Annotated in this window: 12 protein-coding genes; 3 read left to right on the plus strand and 9 right to left on the minus strand. The window is 64.1% G+C overall.

Annotation, left to right across the window (positions count from 1 at the left end; genetic code table 11):
* Positions 1–259 precede the first annotated feature (259 nt).
* Both LPW30_RS07695 and metH read right to left on the minus strand, forming a co-directional pair.
* Complete coding sequence (locus LPW30_RS07695) at positions 260–1,801, minus strand: bifunctional GNAT family N-acetyltransferase/carbon-nitrogen hydrolase family protein (protein WP_025281463.1); 1,542 nt, start codon at positions 1,799–1,801, stop codon at positions 260–262.
* 179 nt (positions 1,802–1,980) lie between these two features.
* Positions 1,981–5,742, minus strand: a complete 3,762-nt coding sequence (gene metH / locus LPW30_RS07700) for a methionine synthase (RefSeq protein ID WP_239680517.1) — start codon at positions 5,740–5,742, stop codon at positions 1,981–1,983.
* Between the two features lie 289 nt (positions 5,743–6,031).
* Between metH and LPW30_RS07705 the strand changes: the two genes are divergently transcribed.
* On the plus strand, positions 6,032–6,739 hold the full coding sequence (locus LPW30_RS07705) for an arginyltransferase (protein ID WP_239680518.1): 708 nt from the start codon (positions 6,032–6,034) through the stop codon (positions 6,737–6,739).
* Positions 6,740–6,775: 36 nt separating this feature from the next.
* On the opposite strand, the gene LPW30_RS07710 is transcribed toward LPW30_RS07705, so the two are convergent.
* From LPW30_RS07710 to ampD, 4 genes are all read right to left on the minus strand, one after another.
* Positions 6,776–7,546 carry an inositol monophosphatase family protein gene (locus LPW30_RS07710; protein ID WP_239680519.1) on the minus strand — a complete coding sequence of 257 codons (771 nt, stop codon included), beginning with the start codon at positions 7,544–7,546 and terminating at the stop codon, positions 6,776–6,778.
* Positions 7,547–7,606: 60 nt separating this feature from the next.
* Positions 7,607–8,212, minus strand: a complete 606-nt coding sequence (locus LPW30_RS07715; protein ID WP_029762395.1) for a histidine phosphatase family protein — start codon at positions 8,210–8,212, stop codon at positions 7,607–7,609.
* Positions 8,213–8,222: 10 nt separating this feature from the next.
* Positions 8,223–9,170, minus strand: coding sequence for a regulatory signaling modulator protein AmpE (gene ampE, locus LPW30_RS07720; protein WP_239680520.1), 948 nt, complete (start codon positions 9,168–9,170; stop codon positions 8,223–8,225).
* A gap of 158 nt (positions 9,171–9,328) precedes the next feature.
* Positions 9,329–9,892, minus strand: coding sequence for a 1,6-anhydro-N-acetylmuramyl-L-alanine amidase AmpD (gene ampD, locus LPW30_RS07725; RefSeq protein WP_239680521.1), 564 nt, complete (start codon positions 9,890–9,892; stop codon positions 9,329–9,331).
* A 133-nt stretch (positions 9,893–10,025) separates the two neighbouring features.
* Between ampD and rep the strand changes: the two genes are divergently transcribed.
* Both rep and LPW30_RS07735 read left to right on the plus strand, forming a co-directional pair.
* Positions 10,026–12,026, plus strand: a complete 2,001-nt coding sequence (gene rep / locus LPW30_RS07730) for a DNA helicase Rep (RefSeq protein WP_025281470.1) — start codon at positions 10,026–10,028, stop codon at positions 12,024–12,026.
* Positions 12,027–12,073: 47 nt separating this feature from the next.
* Positions 12,074–13,798, plus strand: coding sequence for a potassium/proton antiporter (locus tag LPW30_RS07735; protein ID WP_025281471.1), 1,725 nt, complete (start codon positions 12,074–12,076; stop codon positions 13,796–13,798).
* A gap of 133 nt (positions 13,799–13,931) precedes the next feature.
* Here LPW30_RS07735 and LPW30_RS07740 read toward each other — a convergent pair whose 3' ends face one another.
* The 3 genes from LPW30_RS07740 to groL form a co-directional block, all read right to left on the minus strand.
* Positions 13,932–16,466 (minus strand): heavy metal translocating P-type ATPase, encoded by a 2,535-nt coding sequence (locus tag LPW30_RS07740; protein WP_274521652.1) that lies wholly within the window; start codon positions 16,464–16,466, stop codon positions 13,932–13,934.
* 163 nt (positions 16,467–16,629) lie between these two features.
* On the minus strand, positions 16,630–17,259 hold the full coding sequence (locus tag LPW30_RS07745) for an OmpA family protein (protein WP_239680522.1): 630 nt from the start codon (positions 17,257–17,259) through the stop codon (positions 16,630–16,632).
* Positions 17,260–17,419: 160 nt separating this feature from the next.
* Positions 17,420–19,069: a chaperonin GroEL gene (gene groL / locus LPW30_RS07750; RefSeq protein ID WP_238624383.1), complete on the minus strand. Its 1,650-nt coding sequence runs from the start codon at positions 19,067–19,069 to the stop codon at positions 17,420–17,422.
* Positions 19,070–19,107: the final 38 nt, after the last annotated feature.

The following is a 19,107-nucleotide window of genomic DNA, read 5'->3' on the forward strand; positions in this document are numbered from 1 at the left end:
CCCTGTAGGCTTGAGCAGCCGCTTCCCGCGGCTGACACCCGCTCCAAGGGATACCCCGCACCAACAGGCTGGACGCATCGTGGTTGGTTTCGGGGATGGGTCAGTCGGTGTGGGGTATTCCTTTCCGCGGGTCGCCGTGAATACGTCCCTGTAGGCTTGGGCAGCCGCTTCCTGCGGCTGACACCCGCTCCAAGGAATACCCCACCCCAACTGACCCGGATGCATTGGGGCCCTACTGGGGGGGGTTGACCTGAAATTCTCAGCGTTTCCAGCGGACGCTGTAGAGGTCCAGGCGGCGGTCGACCAGGTTGCGGACGCTGCCGTGGGTGCGCAGTTCCTTGAGGTTGTCCAGGTCCAGGTCGGCGATGAGGGTCATTTCGGTGTTGGGGGTGGCTTCGGCCGCCACGGCGTCGTGGGGGAAGGCGAAGTCGGAGGGGGTGAACACGGCGGCCTGGGAGTATTGCATGTCCATGTTTTCCACCCGTGGCAGGTTGCCGACGCTGCCGGAGATGACCACGTAGCATTCGTTTTCGATGGCGCGGGCCTGGGCGCAGCGGCGTACGCGCAGGTAGGCGTTCTTGGTGTCGGTCCAGAAGGGGACGAACAGGACTTGCAGGCCTTGTTCGGCGAGGATGCGGGGCAGTTCGGGGAATTCCACGTCGTAGCAGATGAGGATGCCGATCTTGCCGAAGTCGGTGTCGAAGATGCGCACGTCGTTGCCGCCGCGCAGGCCCCAGTAGGCGCGTTCGTCGGGGGTGATGTGCAGTTTGTATTGTTTGTCCCAGCTGCCGTCGCGACGGCACAGGTAGGAGACGTTGCGCAGTTCCTGGTCTTCGTACTCGGGCATGCTGCCGGCGATGATGTTGATGTTGTAGGACAGCGCGAGCTTGACCATTTCCTGGCGCAGGGGCTCGGTGTATTCGGCCAGGTGGCGTACGGCTTCGGCGGTGTTTTCCTGGTTGAACTGGGCCATCAGCGGGCCGTTGAAGAATTCGGGAAACAGGATGATGTCGGACTGGTAGCCGGAGACGGCGTCGACGAAGTATTCCACCTGCTGGAGCAGGTCATCCAGGGAGTGCAGCGGCCGCATCTGCCATTGCACGGCACCCACCCGGACCACCTGTTTGGTGCCGCCGATGAGTTTTTCCTTTTCGTCGTAGTAGATGTTGATCCACTCGAGCAGGGTGGCGTAGGCCTGGGATTCCTTGTCGTCGGGCAGGTAGTCGTTGATGATCCGGCGTACATGGAAGTCGTTGGAGAGCTGGAAGGTGAGTACCGGGTCGATGATTTCCTTGGATTTGACCAGTTCCACGTATTGCTGCGGGCTCATCTCGTCACGGTGCTTGTAGTAGCCGGGGATGCGGCCGCCGGCGACGATGGCGCGCAGGTTGAGCTTTTCGCACACTTCCTTGCGGGCGTCGTAGAGGCGGCGACCCAGGCGCAGGCCCCGGTATTCGGGGTGCACGAAGACGTCGACGCCGTAGAGGGTGTCGCCGTCGGGGTCGTGGGTGGTGAGGTAGCCTTTGCCGGTGATTTCCCAGTAGCGGTGCCGGTCGCCCCAGCGGCGGTAGTCGACGATGAGGCTGATGGCGGCGGCCACGACCTTGCCGTTGTCCTCGATGCAGATCTGGCCTTCGGGGAAGCGTTGTATCTGGGATTCGAACTGTTCCCGCGTCCAGGCGCCGTCAAGGCCCTGGTATACCGCCTCCATGATCTCTTCGATGTCCTTGTAGTCATCGAGGCGCGTGTTGCGCAGGGTAAGGCGGTGTTCGTCGTGTTCCGATTCGGGGGCGTCCGACATGGGGTGTTGCTCCGGCACAGGATGGGGTTTGGGTGGCCGATTAGGATAGCGGAAAATGCGGTTGGCAGGGGGCTCTGGCCAGGGGCTTGCGGGACGGCCCTCTCCCCTCGGGGAGAGGGGCCGGGGGGGTGAGGGCGCGGGAGCCCAGGGGGCCACACAATGCAGCCCCCTGCCCCGGATCAGTCCGGATCGTAACCCAGGTTCGGCGCCAGCCAGCGCTGGGCGTCGTCCAGGTCCATGCCCTTGCGCTTGGCATAGTCTTCCACCTGATCGCGGTTGAGCTTGCCCACGCCGAAGTAGCGCGACTCGGGGTGCGAGAAGTAGAACCCGGAGACCGACGAGGCGGGGTCCATGGCGTAGCTGTCGGTCAGGGTCATGCCGGCGTTCTCGATGGGATCGATCAACTCCCACAGCAGGCCCTTCTCGGTGTGCTCGGGGCAGGCCGGGTAGCCCGGGGCCGGGCGGATGCCCTGGTACTTCTCCTTGATGAGTTCCTCGTTGCTGAGGCCTTCATCGGGGGCATAGCCCCAGAACTCGCGACGCACCCGCTCGTGCATGTGCTCGGCAAAGGCTTCCGCCAGGCGGTCGGCCAGGGCCTTGAGCATGATGGCGGAGTAGTCGTCGTGGGCCTTTTCGAAGCGCTCCACGTGCTTGTCGATGTCGCCGCCGGTGGTCACCGCGAAGGCACCCAGGTAGTCGTTCAGGCCCGTGTCCCTGGGGGCCAGGAAGTCGGCCAGGCACATGTTGGGGGCCTGGCGCGGCTTGCGGGTCTGCTGACGCACGTTGTGCAGGCGCATCAGTTCCTGGTTGCCAGCCTCGTCCTTGAACAACTGGATGTCGTCGTCGTTCACGGTGTTGGCGCGGAAGAAGCCCACGACGCCACTGGCCTTGAGCCAGCCCTCGTCGATGATCTGCTGCAGCATCGGCTTGGCGTCCTCGAACAGCTTGCGGGCCTCTTCGCCCACGACTTCGTCATCCAGGATGCGCGGATAGGCGGCGTGCAGGTCCCAGGCACGGAAGAACGGGGTCCAGTCGATGTAGTCCACCAGCCTGTCCAGCGGGTAGTCCTCGAAGCGCAGCAACACGCTGTCCTGGCCCTCGGTGCGCAGGATCTTCGGGGCCGGGCCGCCCTTGTCCATGCCGGTGTCGCCATCCAGCACCGCCGGGCGCGGCGGGGTGTAGCCGGACCAGTCGATGGGGGTCTTGTTGGTCCGGGCCTCGTCCAGCTTGAGCCAGTCCTGCTTCTTTTGACGGGCGCCGTGCTGCTCGCGCACCTCGGCGTATTCCTTGGAGATCTTCTCGGCGTAGGGGCCGCGCAGTTCCGGGCTGACCAGGCTCTGGGCCACGCCCACGGCGCGGGAGGCGTCCTTCACCCAGACGGTGGGGCCTTCGTACTGGGGCGAGATCTTCACCGCGGTGTGGGCACGGGAGGTGGTGGCGCCGCCGATCATCAGCGGTGTCTTCAGGCCCACGCGCTGCAGTTCGGCAGCGAAGTTGGACATCTCTTCCAGGGAGGGGGTGATCAGGCCGGACAGGCCGATGACGTCCACTTTGTGTTCCTGAGCCGCCTCGAGGATCTTCTGGCCCGGCACCATCACGCCGATGTCGATGACCTCGAAGTTGTTGCACTGGAGCACCACGCCGACGATGTTCTTGCCGATGTCGTGGACGTCGCCCTTCACGGTGGCCATGAGGATGCGCCCGTTGTTCTGCGAGTCGTCGGTCTTCTCGGCCTCGATGTAGGGGATCAGATGGGCCACGCCCTTTTTCATGACGCGGGCGGATTTGACCACCTGGGGCAGGAACATCTTGCCGGCGCCGAACAGGTCGCCGACCACGTTCATGCCGTCCATCAGCGGCCCTTCGATCACCTGGATCGGACGCTCAAAGGCCTGGCGGGCCTCTTCCACGTCTTCCACCACGTAGGCGTCGATGCCCTTGACCAGGGCGTGCCGGAGGCGCTCGGCCACGGGCAGTTCGCGCCAGGACAGGTCTTCCTTCTTGGCCTCGGCGCCGCTGCCACGGAATTCCTCGGCCATGTCCAGCAGGCGCTCGGTGGCATCATCGCGGCGGTTGAGGACCACGTCTTCCACGGCCTCGCGCAGCTTCTCGGGGATCTCGTCATACACCGCCAACTGGCCGGCGTTGACGATGCCCATGTCCATGCCCGCCTTGATGGCGTGATACAGGAACACGGCGTGAATGGCCTCGCGCACCGGGTTGTTGCCCCGGAAGGAGAAAGAGACATTGGACACGCCGCCGGACACCAGGGCGTGCGGCAGGGTGTTCTTGATCTCGCGGGTGGCCTCGATGAAGTCCACGCCGTAGTTGTTGTGCTCCTCGATGCCGGTGGCGATGGCGAAGATGTTGGGGTCGAAGATGATGTCCTCGGCCGGGAAGCCCACTTGTTCGGTGAGGATCTTGTAGGCCCGCTGGCAGATCTCCACCTTGCGTGCCTGGGTGTCGGCCTGACCTTCCTCGTCGAAGGCCATGATGACCACGGCGGCGCCGTAGCGACGCAGCATCTTCGCCTGGTAGATGAAGTTTTCCTCGCCTTCCTTGAGCGAGATGGAGTTGACGATGCCCTTGCCCTGGATGCACTTGAGGCCGGCCTCGATCACTTCCCACTTGGAGGAGTCGATCATCACCGGCACCCGGGAGATGTCCGGCTCGGCGGCGGCCAGGTTCAGGAAGCGCGGCATCACTTCCATGGCATCCAGCATGCCTTCGTCCATGTTCACGTCGATGATCTGGGCGCCGTTCTGCACCTGCTCGGCAGCCACTTCCAGGGCGGTTTCGAAGTCGCCATCCTTGATCAGGCGCTTGAAGCGGGCACTGCCGGTGACGTTGGTACGCTCACCCACGTTGACGAACAGGGTGTCGGGGTCGATGTTGAAGGGCTCAAGGCCCGACAGGCGACACGCCGGCGGGATGTCGGGAATCTGGCGCGGTTCGTATTCCTTGACCGCTTCGCGGATGGCGCGGATGTGATCCGGCTGGGTACCACAGCAGCCGCCGACGATGTTCAGATGCCCTTCCTTGGCCCAGCGTGCCACCTCTTCGGCCACCTGCTCGGGGGTCTCGTCGTAGCCACCGAACTCGTTGGGCAGACCGGCGTTGGGGTGGGCCGAGACGCGGGTGTCGGCGATGCGGGAGAGCTCTTCCACATAGGGGCGCATGTCCTTGGGCCCCAGGGCGCAGTTCAGGCCCACGGAGAAGGGCTGGGCGTGGCGCAGGGAGTTCCAGAAGGCCTCGGTGGTCTGACCGGTGAGGGTACGGCCGGAGGCATCGGTGATGGTGCCGGAAATCATCACCGGCCAACGCTCGCCGCGCTCGTCGAAGACGGTTTCCACGGCGAACACCGCTGCCTTGGCGTTCAGGGTGTCGAAGACGGTCTCGATCAGCAGGATGTCCACGCCGCCGTCGATCATGTTGTCGGCGGCTTCCTTGTAGGCTTCCACCAGGGCATCAAAGTGGGTGTTGCGCTTGCCCGGGTCGTTCACATCCGGGGAGATGCTGGCGGTGCGGTTGGTGGGGCCGAGGATGCCGGCCACGAAGCGGGGGCGATCCGGGGTCTTTTCCGTCCAGACATCAGCCGCTTCGCGTGCCAGGCGCACCGCTTCGCGGTTGATCTCCGGTACCAGGTCTTCCATCTCGTAGTCGGCCATGGCAATGCGGGTGGCATTGAAGGTGTTGGCCTCAATGATGTCGGCGCCGGCTTCGAGGAATTTTTCATGAACTTCCCGAATGATCTTGGGCTGAGTCAGAACCAGCAGATCGTTGTTGCCCTTGACGTCGCAGGACCAGTCAGCGAAACGCTCTCCGCGGTAGTCGGCCTCTTGCAGGCCGTAGTTCTGAATGGTGGTGCCCATACCCCCATCCAGGATCATGATGCGGCGTTCGATCTCTTGCTCAAGCTTTCTAAGTCGGTCGGAATTCATAAAAATCAGTCCCGTTGCTTCACAGATAGCCGCATATCATAACATGTTTGAATAAACGGATTTTTACACCCCGCAAACCCGCGCCACGCGGGGCTTTCACCTGATCCAGATCAGAGATTTCAAAAGGGCGCTGTCCTACGCTTATAGCATGGTTCGCGAGGCATGTTCTGGGTCTCCTGCCTCCGGGCCATATACCTGATTGATTTGCGGGTTCTCCATCCTCACTCTTGCGGGCCGCACACCTTTGCGGCCCTTTTTTTGACGCCAAAGGAAACACCGGAAAGTGCATGTGCGCCGGAAGGAATCCCTGATCTTTTACGCCACCGTCCCCGATGTGTGCCCCTATCTGGGGGATCGGGACATGGTGAGTGTGTTTGCCGATCCTCATCAGCCCATGGACCCGGGCCTGTACGGGGGATTGATCGAACTGGGTTTTCGTCGCAGTGGCAATCACGTGTATCGCCATCAGTGCCGGGGCTGTCATGCCTGTGTTCCGGTGCGTCTGCCCGTGGACCGATTCCGCCCGGATCGCAATCAGCGCCGGGTGGCCTCACGCAATCAGGACATCACTGCGCAGATCCGCTCACCGGCCTTCGACCTGGAACATTTCCGACTCTACGAGCGCTATGTGAATGCCCGTCATCACGGGGGCGGCATGGATGAGCCCTCACCGGAGAGCTACTGGGGTTTCGTGGCCAGCCACTGGTGCTCGACCTGGCTGGTGGAATTTCGCCTGGGCGAGCAACTGGTGGGTGTGGCGGTCACGGATCAGGTGCCCGTCGGGTTGTCAGCGGTATACACCTATTTCGACCCGGAGCTTGCCAGCCGCAGCCTGGGCACCCTGGCCATCCTATGGCAGGTGCAGGCAGCCCGGCGCATGGGGCTGCCCTATGTCTACCTGGGTTTCTGGAACGCGCAGACACCCAAAATGGCCTACAAGATCCGCTTTCAACCGGCCGAGGGCCTGGTGGACGGGATCTGGAAGCCGGTGCCTTAGCGGCCTTGGGACCCGCCGCCGGCCCGGCCCCGCAAGTCAGGCCTGGCGGTTCAGCATTTCCAGGGCGATGGCATGGAGTTCCGGCGTGGCCGCGGCCAGGACGCTGGTGGTCTCCAGGGTCAGCGGCTGGCCCTGGAGATCGGTGAACACACCACCGGCCTCGCGCACCACCACCGCCAGGGCGGCGATGTCCAGGATGTTCACGTCCGACTCCACCACCAGGTCGATGCGCCCCGAGGCCAGCAGGTGATAGTGGTAGAAATCCCCATAGCCCCGGGTGCGATTCACCCGCTGCACCATCTCGGACAACCCCTGCCACCCAGGCCCACCCGCCAGCGTCTTGATATTGCCCAGCGACAGGGTGGCATCTTCCAGATGGGTGACATCGCTCACATGGATGGGCTTCTCCCCCAGAAAGGCGCCCTCCCCACGGGCCGCGTAGGCCAGTTCCTCGAACTCCGGGGCATTCGACACCCCAAGCACCAGCTCATCGCCGTGGCGCAGGGCAATCTGGGTGGAGAAGAAGGGATAACGACGCACGAAGCTCTTGGTGCCGTCGATGGGGTCGATCAACCAGAGATATTCCGAATCCATGCGTTCCTGGCCGGTCTCCTCTCCATAGGTGCCATGATCAGGGAAGGCACCGAAGAGGACGGATTTGATGGCCTGCTCCGACTCCAGGTCGGCAATGGTCACCGGCGTCTGGTCCGGCTTGAGCTCCACCTCCACGCCCTGACGATAATGGCGCTGGATCACGCCCTGGGCCTTGAGGGCGGCATCAATGGCAGTCTTGAGAAATGGACTCATGAAGATCCCCTGAAAGTGTGAAAGCCCAGAAGGTTAACATGGCCAGGAGGGGCCGGCCCTTCACGACACCCGGGTACGATTCACGAATTCCAGCATCAATCCCCGCTCATCCCGGCGCAGGCGGGTAAGGCCCGCATAGGGCACCTTGATGCGGTACATGGCCTCCAGGGGCACGTCCAGGGCTGCACAGATGCCGGCACGGATCACGCCGGCGTGGGTCACCAGAAGCACGTGCTGACCGCGGTAACGGGTTTCCACCCGCGCCAGGGCGTCGGACACGCGCCCCCGGAACTCCCCAAGGGGCTCAGCCCCCTGGGGCCGGGATTTCAACGGGTCCTGGAAGAAGGCCAGGTACTCATCCAGGCTGTTGAGCTTGAGGTCCTCATGACTGCGCCCCTCCCAGGCCCCGAACCCCACCTCCCGAAGGGCGGGTTCGATGGCCATGGGCAGGCCCAGGCGCTGCGCCAGTTGCTCGGCAAAGCCCTGGCAGCGGGCCATGGGCGAGCTGACCAGGCGATCCCAGGGGCCGCCGGGGTTGGCCTTGCCGCCCACCGCGTCCCACATTTGTCGCCAGCCCTCCTGGCTGAGGGGGTCGTCCACCCCGCTGCCCCGGTAACGCAGGCCGCCGGTGGGTTCGCCATGACGCAGCAGATCCATGCAGATCATTCAACACCCATCAGGCCAGACCCACGATGGTCAGCAGTGCCAGCACGGCCACGAAGGCGATCAGGGTGCGGAACACCAGATTGGAGGCGCGTTCCACCGCAGAGCGGGCTTCCAGGGGGTCCTTCATGTCCACATCGTCCAACTGCACCGCCTCGGAACCGGCGTCGCGCAGCAGACGTTCGTTCTGCTCGGCCATGCCGGCCAGCGGCCCGGTGAAGTTGCTGCGCAGCACGGGGAAGGCCCGGTCAAAGGTGCCGGTGAGGGCATAACCCAGGGCCACCAGGCGGGCCGGAATCCAGTCCAGCAGGGCCACCAGGCGCACTGCTGCCTGCCGGAAACCGTCCTCAGTGGGCTCGGCCTGGGGCTTGTCCTCACCTTCCTTGCCCTGCTCGCCTTCGGCGGCGGCCGCTGCCGGCTTCTCCTCCGTCGCGGGGGCCTGCAGCAGGTGGGAGAGACGATAGAGCACGGCGCCCAGAGGGCCAAGAATCACGAACCAGAACAGCACGGCAAACAGTCGCGGGTTGCTCTCGGACAGGGCCTTTTGCAGCACGGCGCTGGAACGTTCCGCGGCATCGCCGGGCACGTTGTCCTCACCCAGGAGTTCGCGGGCGTGCTTCATCTCCCGGTCCTCATCCTTCATGGCCCCGGCTTCCAGATAGGAATCCACCTGCCGGTTCAGGTCCCTCGGCCCCAGGCAGAACAGCAGCACGATCAGCCCCAGCAGCAGCCCCACGATACCGGCCAGCATGCCACCCACCAGGTGGAAGATCACGGCCACGATGACCAGGGGCACGGCCAGGGTGACCACGAGGGCCGCGGTGCCTCCCAGGCCAAATCCCTCGGCGCGCGCCCGGATCATGCCGGTCACGCGAGTCAACCATGTGAAGCTTCGCAGGTTCTCAATGGCATTGGTCAGACGTTCTAAAACGACAGCGATGAGAATGGTGATCAGAGACATGGTGGATTTCCAAGGTTAAGATGGTACGCAAAGTTTCGTTGTTCGAATTCCCGCATGCAAGGTCAAACAATACCAAAATCACCCTTGGGGGTTTACTAAATACCGATCACTTGATCCAGTTCCGGGAAACTCAACAAAACCAAGAAAATAACTTGGATTTACCCCCTCCGGCAGGGCCTGCCCAGACACACCTCAAACCGTTGCCAATCAAAGCATGGGCCGGGGTCCGTCTTGCGCCCGGGCGCAATGTCCGAGTGGCCGACAACGGGCCTGCCTCGCAAGGATTCATAAGCCTGTTCGAGTACCCCGATCACCTGGGATGCGCGCTCATACTGCACCGCGGCAAAAGGAGAATCATCCGCACCCTCCAGTTCGATGCCAATGGAAAAATCATTGCAGCGTTCGCGCCCTGCAAACCGTGAAACCCCGGCGTGCCAGGCCCGCTCACCAAAAGGTACATACTGCACCAGCGAACCGTCCCGACGCACCAGTAAATGGGCCGACACCCTGAGGGTGTGGATCTGTTCAAAATAGGGGTGCTCGGCGGGGTCCAGCGCATTGGTGAACAGCTGGTCGATCCAGGGCCCACCGAACTGCCCGGGGGGCAGGCTGATGGCATGGATCACGATCAGTTCGGGGACCACACCCGGCGGGCGGGGGTCATGGTTGGGTGAGGGCGTGTGGGTGGCGGGATGGAGCCAGCCCTGGGGGGTGATGTGCATGCAGTGATCCTTGGGCATCATCGGATTCATGGATCATCGATGATACCGGCGCAACGACGACAACCCACGCCTGTCAGCCGACCGGCCTCGCAGGTACAATACGACGCCCCCTGCCCTTCGCCCCCGGCGCCCCATGGACACACTCAACCCGCAACAACGTGCCGCCGTCGAGTATGTGGACGGCCCCCTGCTGGTGCTGGCCGGTGCCGGCAGCGGCAAGACCCGCGTGATCACCCAGAAGATCGCTCACCTCATCCGGGACAAGGGCATGGCGCCGCGGCATATCGCCGCCATCACCTTCACGAACAAGGCCGCCCGGGAGATGAAGGAGCGGGCCGGCAAGCTGCTCTCCCGGGAGGAGAGCCGTGGACTGACCGTTTCCACCTTTCACACCCTGGGGCTGGACTTCATCCGCCGCGAAATTCGTCAGCTGGGCTATCGGCCCGGTTTCACCATCTTTGATGCCGCCGATGCCCTGTCACTGCTCAAGCAACTCACCCATCGCCATGATGAGGGCGTGGAGGTGGAGTCGGCGCGGCATCGCATCAGTCGCTGGAAAAACGATCTGATCAGCGCCGAAGCCGCCCTCTCCCATGCTGCCGACGAGGTGGAGGCCGGCCAGGCCCGCCTGTATGCCGCCTACCAGCGGGCCCTGAAGGCCTATAACGCCGTGGATTTCGATGATCTGATCATCCTGCCGGTGCACCTGATGGAGGAGAACCTGGAGGTGCGCGATCGCTGGCGCCACCGTCTGCGGCACCTGCTGGTGGACGAGTACCAGGACACCAATGCCTGCCAGTACCGGTTGGTGAAGCTCCTGGTGGACGTGGAAGGCGGCCTCACCGCGGTGGGCGATGATGACCAGTCCATCTACGCCTGGCGTGGCGCCCGCCCGGAAAACCTGGTCACCCTGCAACAGGACTTCCCGCGCCTGAAGATCGTCAAGCTGGAGCAAAACTACCGCTCCACCAACGTGATCCTGCAAACGGCCAACCGGCTCATTGCCAACAACCCGCACGTGTTCGAAAAGCGCCTGTGGAGTGGCCTGGGAAAGGGCGAGCCCATTCGCATCCTGCCCTGCAAGGACGGTGAGCACGAGGCCACCCGGGTGGTCTCGGAGATCATGAAGCACCGCTTCAAGCACCGCACCGAGTACAAGGACTACGCCATCCTCTACCGGGGCAATCACCAGGCGAGGGTGTTCGAAAAACTGCTGCGGGAGAACAGCATCCCCTACAAGGTCAGTGGCGGGCAGTCCTTTTTCGAGCGTGCCGAGGTGAAGGATGTGCTGGCCTATCTGCGCCTGCTGGCCAACCCGGATGATGACAGTGCCTTCTTGCGCATCGTCAACGTGCCCCGCCGGGAGATCGGCGCCGGCACCCTGGAGAAGCTGGGGGAATATGCCTCGTCACGCCACGTGAGCCTGTTCACCGCCAGCCAGGAGATGGGCCTGACGGAGGTGCTCTCGAGTCGCGCCGTGGGCCGCGTGCAGGGTTTCGCCGACTGGCTGCGGGAGCACAGCATGAAGGCCGGCCAGGAAGATCCGGCCCAGGTGGCCCGCACCCTCGTGGAGGACATGCGCTACGAGGACTGGCTGCTGGAACAGAGCGCCAACCCCAAGGCGGCCAGCCGACGCATGGAAAACGTGAACGAGGTGCTGGACTGGATGGGAAGACTCTCCCGGGAGGGGGCCGCCGGAGGCAAGAACATCGGCGAGATCGTGGCACACATGACGCTGATGGACATCCTCGACCGGGCCGGGGGCGAGGCCGAAGCAGACGGGGTGCACCTGATGACCCTGCACGCGGCCAAGGGCCTGGAGTTCCCCCATGTGTTCCTGGTGGGCATGGAAGAGGAGCTGCTGCCTCACCGGGTGAGCCTGGAAGAGGACACCCTGGAGGAGGAGCGCCGCCTGGCCTACGTGGGGATCACCCGCGCCCAGAAGGGCCTCACCCTCACCTATGCCTGTCGCCGCACCCGTTATGGCGAGATCGTGGACTGCGAACCCAGTCGTTTCCTGCAGGAGCTGCCCGAGGAATTCCTGGAATGGCCCGACGCGAAACCGCCGGACCCGGAGGAGGTCAAGCTGACCGGCAAGGCTCACCTGAGCAACCTGAAAAGCCTGCTGGGTTAGGCTCTGCCCTGTTAGGTAATGGAACATCAGCCTGATAGAGTTTAACCATGGACCTCACCAATCAGATCATTCTCATGGGCAGCCTGGTGCTGCTGGCCAGCGTGCTGGCCGGCGTCGTCACGCGGCGGCTGGGCGTGCCCTTGCTGCTGGTGTTTTTGCTCATCGGCATGCTCATGGGCGAGGAAGGCCCCGGCGGCATCGAGTTCAAGGATGTGCAGATCGCGCACCTGTTCGGCAGCCTGGCCCTGGCCATCATCCTCTTCGATGGCGGCATGCGCACGCCCATCTCCAGCTTCCGTGTGGGGCTCAGGCCGGCCCTGGGGCTGGCCACCATCGGTGTGATGATCACCGCCGGCCTCACCGGGGCCTTCGCCGCCTGGTGGCTGGAGCTGAACTGGATGGTGGGCCTGCTGCTGGGGGCCATCGTCGGCTCCACCGACGCGGCGGCGGTGTTCTCCCTGCTCCACTCCCGGGGGCTGGAACTCAAGCAGCGCGTGGGCGCCACCCTGGAGATCGAGTCCGGCAGTAACGATCCCATGGCCATCTTCCTGACCATTGCCTTCATCGAAGTCATCGTGGGTGATCACGGCAACATGGGCCTGACGGTGCTCTGGGAGTTCGTCAAGCAGATGGGGCTGGGGGCCGTGGTGGGGCTGGCCGGCGGGTTGGGCCTTGCGTGGCTCATCAACCGCCTGGAGATCCCCCAGGGGCTGTATCCGCTGGCGGCCATGGCCGGGGGCCTGAGCATCTTCGGCGTGGCGGCGGTGATGGATGGCAGCGGCTTTCTGGCCATCTACCTGGCGGGCCTGCTGCTGGGCAATCGGCCGCTGCAGGCAGCCCAGTACATCAACCGTTTTCATGATGGCATCGCCCAGCTCGCCCAGATCGGCATGTTCCTGATGCTGGGGCTGCTGGTCACCCCCTCCGAGTTGGTGCCGGTGGCTGTGGATGCCCTGCTCATCGCCGCCGTACTGATTCTGGTGGCCCGCCCCATTGCCGTATGGCTGTGTCTACTGCCTTTTCGCTTCCCCTGGCGGGAACAGGCCTTTGTGGGCTGGGTGGGGCTGCGCGGGGCCGTGCCCATCATCCTGGCCCTGTTCCCCTTCCTGGCCGGGATCGACGAAGCGGAGATGCTGTTCAACATCGTCTTCTTCGTGGTGCTGATCTCGCTGCTGGTTCAGGGCTGGACAGTGTCCACCTTCGCCCGTCTGTTGAAGCTGGAAGTCCCCCCCACCAACCATCTGGTGCAGCGGGTGGAACTGGATATTCCCGGGCAGCAGGAACTGGAACTGGTGGGTTACCGCTTGATGGAGACCACGCCGGTGGTGCGGGAGAAGTGGACCAGCTTCACCCTGCCCCGCAGCGTGCGGATAGTGGCCCACCTCAGGGACAAGGTGTTGCTGGATGCCCTGAACATGCTGGATCTGAGACCGGGGGATTATCTGTACCTGATGGCCTCGCCCCATGACCTGAAGGCCCTGGACCGCCTGTTCGTGGCCAGCGAGGCCCCCGAGCGCCTGTCGGAGCGTCAATTCTTCGGGGAGTTCGTGCTCAACGGGGTGGCCCGACTGGATGATCTCTCCCTGGCCTACGGGATCGCCGTGCCGGAGGAGGCCCGTGGCCTTACCCTGGATGAGTTCCTGCGCCGCTCCCTGAACACCCAGCCGGTGGTGGGTGACCGCTTGCAGCTGACGGGCGTGGAACTGGTGGTGCGGGAAGTCTCGGGCGATCGCATCATCAAGGTGGGCCTCAAGCTGAACAAGTCCCGATAGGGAGTCGCCCTGGAAAGCCAACGCCACTGACAGCAGCCCGAAAAAAAAAGGGGCCCAAGCGGACCCCTAAACATGCGAGAAGAGAAGAGAAAAGCGACACACGAGTAAAATAATACTCGTTCTCATTTTCATGTCAAGCGTTCGATGACATTTTTTCCGGCTGGAAGCGCTTGAGCCGCAGGGCATTGCTGAGCACCGACACCGACGACAGGGACATGGCGGCCGCCGCGAACACCGGTGAGAGCAGCAGCCCGAACACCGGATACAGCACCCCGGCGGCCACCGGCAGCAGGGTGACGTTGTAGGCAAAGGCCCAGAACAGGTTCTGCTTGATGTTGCGCAAGGTGGCCCGGGACAGCGCAATGGCGTTGACCACATTGCCCAGATCGTCGGACATGAGCACCACATCCGCCGACTCCATGGCCACGTCCGTGCCCGAGCCGATGGCAATGCCCACATCCGCCCCCGCCAGGGCCGGGGCATCGTTGATGCCATCCCCCACGAAGGCGACCCGGGTGCCGCCCTCACCCCGCAGGCGGGCCACCTCATCGGCCTTGCCATCGGGCAGCACCTCCGCCAGTACCTGATCGATACCCAGATCCCGGGCCACGGCCTCGGCTGTGCGGCGGTTGTCCCCCGTGATCATCACCACCTTCAGGCCCAGATCGTGCAGGCGCTGCACCGTTTGCCGGGCCGATTCCTTGGGTGGATCGGCCACACCCAGCAAGGCCGTCAGTTCTCCGCTCACGGCCATCAGCAGCGGCGTACGGCCCTGCTCCGCAAGAGACTCGGCGGCCTCCCGGGCTGCTTCGACATCCACGCCGGCCTCGTCCAGATAACGCCAGGAGCCGATGCGCACTTCCTGGCCATCCACCGTACCCCTCACCCCCTTGCCGGGGATGGCTTCGAAATCCTGTACGTCCGGCTCCCCCGCGTTGGCATCCGCCCCCTGGGCGGCGCGCACAATGGCCTGGGCCACCGGATGCTCGGAACGGGACTCCAGGGCCCCGGCCAGGGCCAGCACCCGCTCCCGGGACACGTTCCCGTGAGTGACCACATCGGTGAGTTCCGGGCGCCCCCGGGTGAGGGTGCCGGTCTTGTCCATGGCCACCACCTCCACATCCCGCAGGGCCTGCAGGGCATCGCCGCCACGGAACAGCACCCCCATGTCCGCGCCCTTGCCGGTGCCCACCATGATGGACGTGGGCGTGGCCAGCCCCATGGCACAGGGGCAGGCGATGATCAGCACCGCCACGGCATTGACCAGGGCCAGGGTGAGCGCCGGCGCCGGGCCGAAGATCATCCAGACAACGAAGGTGAGCACGGCCACGCCGATGACCATGGGCACAAAGTAGCGGGTGACCTGGTCCACCAGGGCCTGGATGGGCAATCGCGAGGCCTGGGCGGATTCCACCATGCGGATGATCTGCGCCAGCACCGTGTCGGCCCCCACGCGCGTGGCCTGGACGGTCAGGGATCCCTGCCCGTTGATGGTGCCACCGACCACCTCGCCACCGGCCTGCTTGTCCACCGGAATGGGCTCGCCAGTGATCATGGATTCATCCACCCAGGATTGCCCCTCGACCACCTGGCCATCCACGGGGATGCGCTCCCCGGGCCGCACCTGCACCCGCTCATCCACCTGGACCTGATCCACGTCCACATCCTGCCAGGCCCCATCGCGCCAGACCCGGGCACCGCGGGGCTTGAGCCCCATGAGCTTGCGGATGGCCTCGGAGGTGGCGCCCTTGGCCCGGGCTTCCAGGAAGCGACCCACCAGCACCAGGGTGATGATCACCATGGAGGCCTCGTAATACACATGCACCGACTCCGCCGGCAGCACCCCGGGCAGAAAGGTGGCCACCACCGAGTAGCCATAGGCCGCCGAGGTGCCCAGCATCACCAGGGAATTCATGTCCGGGGCACCGCGCACCAGCGCGGGCCAGCCCTTGCGATAGAACCGCAGCCCCGGGCCGAACTGCACGGCAGTGGCCAGCACGAAGAACAACAGATACACGGCCTGGGTGCCCACGGCTCCGTGCACCGCTTCGTGAAAGGCCGGAATGAAGTGCCCGCCCATGTCCAGCACCACCACGGGCAGGGTCAGGGCAGCGGCCAGCATGACGGCGCGGCGCAGGCCGGTGAGTTCCGCCGCGCGCCTGGCCCGTTCCCGGTCCTCCCGGTCGGGTCCGGCTTCCAGGGGTTTGCTCTCATAGCCGGCGTCGGTGACGCGGCGCGCCAGGTCCGCGGCGGTGATGGCACCGGTCAGCACCGTCACGCGGGCCTGGCCATTGGCTAGATTCACGACTGCGTCCGTCACCCCAGGTGTCTGATCCAGTACCCGCTGCACACGACTGGAGCAGGCGCCGCAGTTCATGCCTTGCACATCCAGCACCAGGTCATCGGTTTCCACCTGATAGCCAGCGTCGGCGACTGCCTGGCGCAGGGTGTTGGCATCTGGGAGGCCCTGATCGCTTTCGATGGTGGCCTTCTCGGTGGCCAGGTTCACGCTCACCCGATCCACGCCGGGTAACGCGCGCAGGGCATCCTCCACGCGACCGACACAGGAAGCGCAACCCATGCCGCCGATGGACAGGGTCAGTGAAGCGCCCCCGGAACGGGAGACGGCGTCGGGTGAAGAAGTGGATGCGGGGGTGGATGTGGACATGGGCCGACCGGTGACTGAGTAGTTCGGTCAGGTTATGACGGATCGGCGCCCGGGGTAAATCCCCCGGTATTCAATGACGGGGTCGGTGCGGGAAACAGAGAACCCCTCCCCCGCTTGCGGGAGAGGGGCCTGGGGTAAGGGCGAAGGCGAGAGCCAGCCGGCCTTAGTTCACCCGTTCCGTCTTCTCGATACGGATCTCGACACGGCGGTTCTGCTGACGGCCTTCCCGGGTGTCGTTATAGGCCACGGGACGGTCAGGACCATAACCCACGGTCGTCATCACGTCTGCGGGCACACCTTGCTCAGCCAGGTAGTTCTTCACGGCATCGGCGCGATCCTGGGACAGGCGCTCGTTGAGGGAACGCGGGCCGGTGCTGTCGGTGTGACCGGAGATCATCACACGGTCCAGTTCCGCACCTGCGGCCATGATGCGGCGGGCCACGGCATCCAGTTCGGTGGTGGCAGCCGGGGTCAGTTCGTGCTTGCCGATGGCGAACAGCACTTCAGAACCCAGGGTGATGGTCTCGTAGCGCGGCTCCGGCTCGGGAGTCGGCTCGGGGGTCGGCTCGGCGCGCGGTTCCGGCTCTGGCTCTGGCGCCACGTATCCCTGGCAGCCCTCGATAGCCAGATCCTGTTCCCAACGCGGCGTGTGCACGCAATCACCGGAGCCATCGCGCACCACATTGCCGCGGGGATCCACAGTGTAGCCACTCGAGGCGGATGCCGCCGGAATGCTGGCAAACATCAGAACAGTGGCCAGCCCAACGCCACAGGTCAGGGTCATTTTTTGCATATTCTTTTCTCCTTATCTCGCTTCACGTCTGTAACACCATACAAGATATCGGGGCCGGATGCGTAGTGCCCCGGATCGCGCCAAAAAACAACAAAGCCCCGCACAAGGCGGGGCTTTGCAGACTGCCAAGGGCAGATTCAGGCGCTGATGGCGCGGGCGATTACATCATGCCCATGCCACCCATACCGCCCATGCCACCCATGTCGCCGCCGCCCATGGCAGGCTCGTCCTTCTTGGGCAGTTCGGCCACCATGGCTTCGGTGGTGATGATCAGACCCGCCACGGAGCCAGCGTTTTGCAGCGCAGTACGGGTCACCTTGGTGGGATCCAGGATGCCCATCTCGATCATGTCGCCGAACTCGCCGGTGGCGGCGTTATAGCCCTGGTTGCCCTTGAGCTCACGCACCTTGTTCATGACCACTGCCGGCTCTTCGCCGCAGTTGTAAACGATCTGGCGCAGGGGCTCTTCCATGGCCAGCTTGGCCAGGCTGATGCCCATGTCCTGATCGTGGTTGGCACCCTTGAGGTCCTTCATGCCTTCCAGGGCACGCACCAGGGCGACACCGCCGCCAGGCACCACGCCTTCTTCCACCGCCGCACGGGTCGCGTGCAGGGCGTCTTCAACGCGGGCCTTCTTCTCCTTCATTTCCACTTCGGTGGCAGCACCCACCTTGATCACGGCCACACCGCCAGCCAGCTTGGCGACACGCTCCTGCAGCTTCTCCTTGTCATAATCGGAGGTGGCTTCTTCGATCTGGGCACGGACCTGGTCGACGCGGTCCTTGATATCGGCTTCGCGGCCGGCACCGTCGATGATGGTGCTGTTTTCCTTGGTGACCACGATGCGCTTGGCCTGACCCAGGTCGTCCACGGTCGCCTTCTCCAGGGACAGACCCACCTCTTCGGAGATGACCTGACCGCCGGTGAGCACGGCGATGTCCTGCAGCATGGCCTTGCGACGATCACCAAAGCCCGGGGCCTTGACGGCAGCCACCTTGACGATACCGCGGATGGAGTTCACCACCAGCGTGGCCAGGGCTTCACCTTCGATGTCCTCGGCGATGATCAGCAGGGGCTTGCCGGACTTGGCCACACCTTCCAGCAGGGGCAGCAGTTCGCGGATGTTGGAGATCTTCTTGTCGCACAGCAGCACGAAGCAGTCATCCAGCTCCGCAGACATGTTCTGCTGATTGTTGACGAAGTAGGGGGACAGGTAGCCACGGTCGAACTGCATGCCTTCCACCACATCCAGGTGGTTTTCCAGGGAGGAGCCTTCTTCCACGGTGATGACGCCTTCCTTGCCGACCTTCTCCATGGCCTCGGCGATGATCTCGCCCACGGACTCATCGGAGTTGGCGGAGATGGTGCCCACCTGAGCGATGGCCTTGTTGTCGGTGCAGGGCTTGGACAGCTTGGCCAGCTCTGCCACGGCGGAGATCACGGCCTTGTCGATGCCGCGCTTGAGGTCCATGGGGTTCATGCCGGCGGTGACGGCCTTCATGCCTTCGCGAACGATGGCCTGGGCCAGCACGGTGGCGGTGGTGGTGCCGTCGCCGGCCACATCGGAGGTCTGGGAGGAGACTTCCTTCACCATCTGGGCGCCCATGTTCTCGAACTTGTCTTCCAGTTCGATCTCCTTGGCCACGGACACGCCGTCCTTGGTCACGGTGGGGGCACCGAAGGACTTCTCCAGGACCACGTTACGGCCCTTGGGGCCCAGGGTCACCTTGACGGCATTGGCCAGGACATTGACGCCTCTGACCATGCGATTGCGGGCATCATCACCAAAACGGACTTCTTTTGCGCTCATGCTTGCTTGATCCTCTTTAAATCGTTTCTGTTCGGGGT

Source organism: Ectothiorhodospira variabilis (assembly GCF_022227625.1).
Taxonomy (GTDB): Bacteria; Pseudomonadota; Gammaproteobacteria; order Ectothiorhodospirales; family Ectothiorhodospiraceae; genus Ectothiorhodospira; species Ectothiorhodospira haloalkaliphila.

What these genes read in the sequence shown, in the direction of transcription:
- LPW30_RS07695 (WP_025281463.1), bottom strand. Translation starts at nt 1,801, where the DNA reads ATGTCGGACGCCCCCGAATCGGAACACGACGAACACCGCCTTACCCTG.
- metH (WP_239680517.1), bottom strand. Translation starts at nt 5,742, where the DNA reads ATGAATTCCGACCGACTTAGAAAGCTTGAGCAAGAGATCGAACGCCGC.
- LPW30_RS07710 (WP_239680519.1), bottom strand. Translation starts at nt 7,546, where the DNA reads ATGAGTCCATTTCTCAAGACTGCCATTGATGCCGCCCTCAAGGCCCAG.
- LPW30_RS07715 (WP_029762395.1), bottom strand. Translation starts at nt 8,212, where the DNA reads ATGATCTGCATGGATCTGCTGCGTCATGGCGAACCCACCGGCGGCCTG.
- ampE (WP_239680520.1), bottom strand. Translation starts at nt 9,170, where the DNA reads ATGTCTCTGATCACCATTCTCATCGCTGTCGTTTTAGAACGTCTGACC.
- ampD (WP_239680521.1), bottom strand. Translation starts at nt 9,892, where the DNA reads ATGCACATCACCCCCCAGGGCTGGCTCCATCCCGCCACCCACACGCCC.
- rep (WP_025281470.1), top strand. Translation starts at nt 10,026, where the DNA reads ATGGACACACTCAACCCGCAACAACGTGCCGCCGTCGAGTATGTGGAC.
- LPW30_RS07735 (WP_025281471.1), top strand. Translation starts at nt 12,074, where the DNA reads ATGGACCTCACCAATCAGATCATTCTCATGGGCAGCCTGGTGCTGCTG.
- LPW30_RS07740 (WP_274521652.1), bottom strand. Translation starts at nt 16,466, where the DNA reads ATGTCCACATCCACCCCCGCATCCACTTCTTCACCCGACGCCGTCTCC.
- LPW30_RS07745 (WP_239680522.1), bottom strand. Translation starts at nt 17,259, where the DNA reads ATGCAAAAAATGACCCTGACCTGTGGCGTTGGGCTGGCCACTGTTCTG.
- groL (WP_238624383.1), bottom strand. Translation starts at nt 19,069, where the DNA reads ATGAGCGCAAAAGAAGTCCGTTTTGGTGATGATGCCCGCAATCGCATG.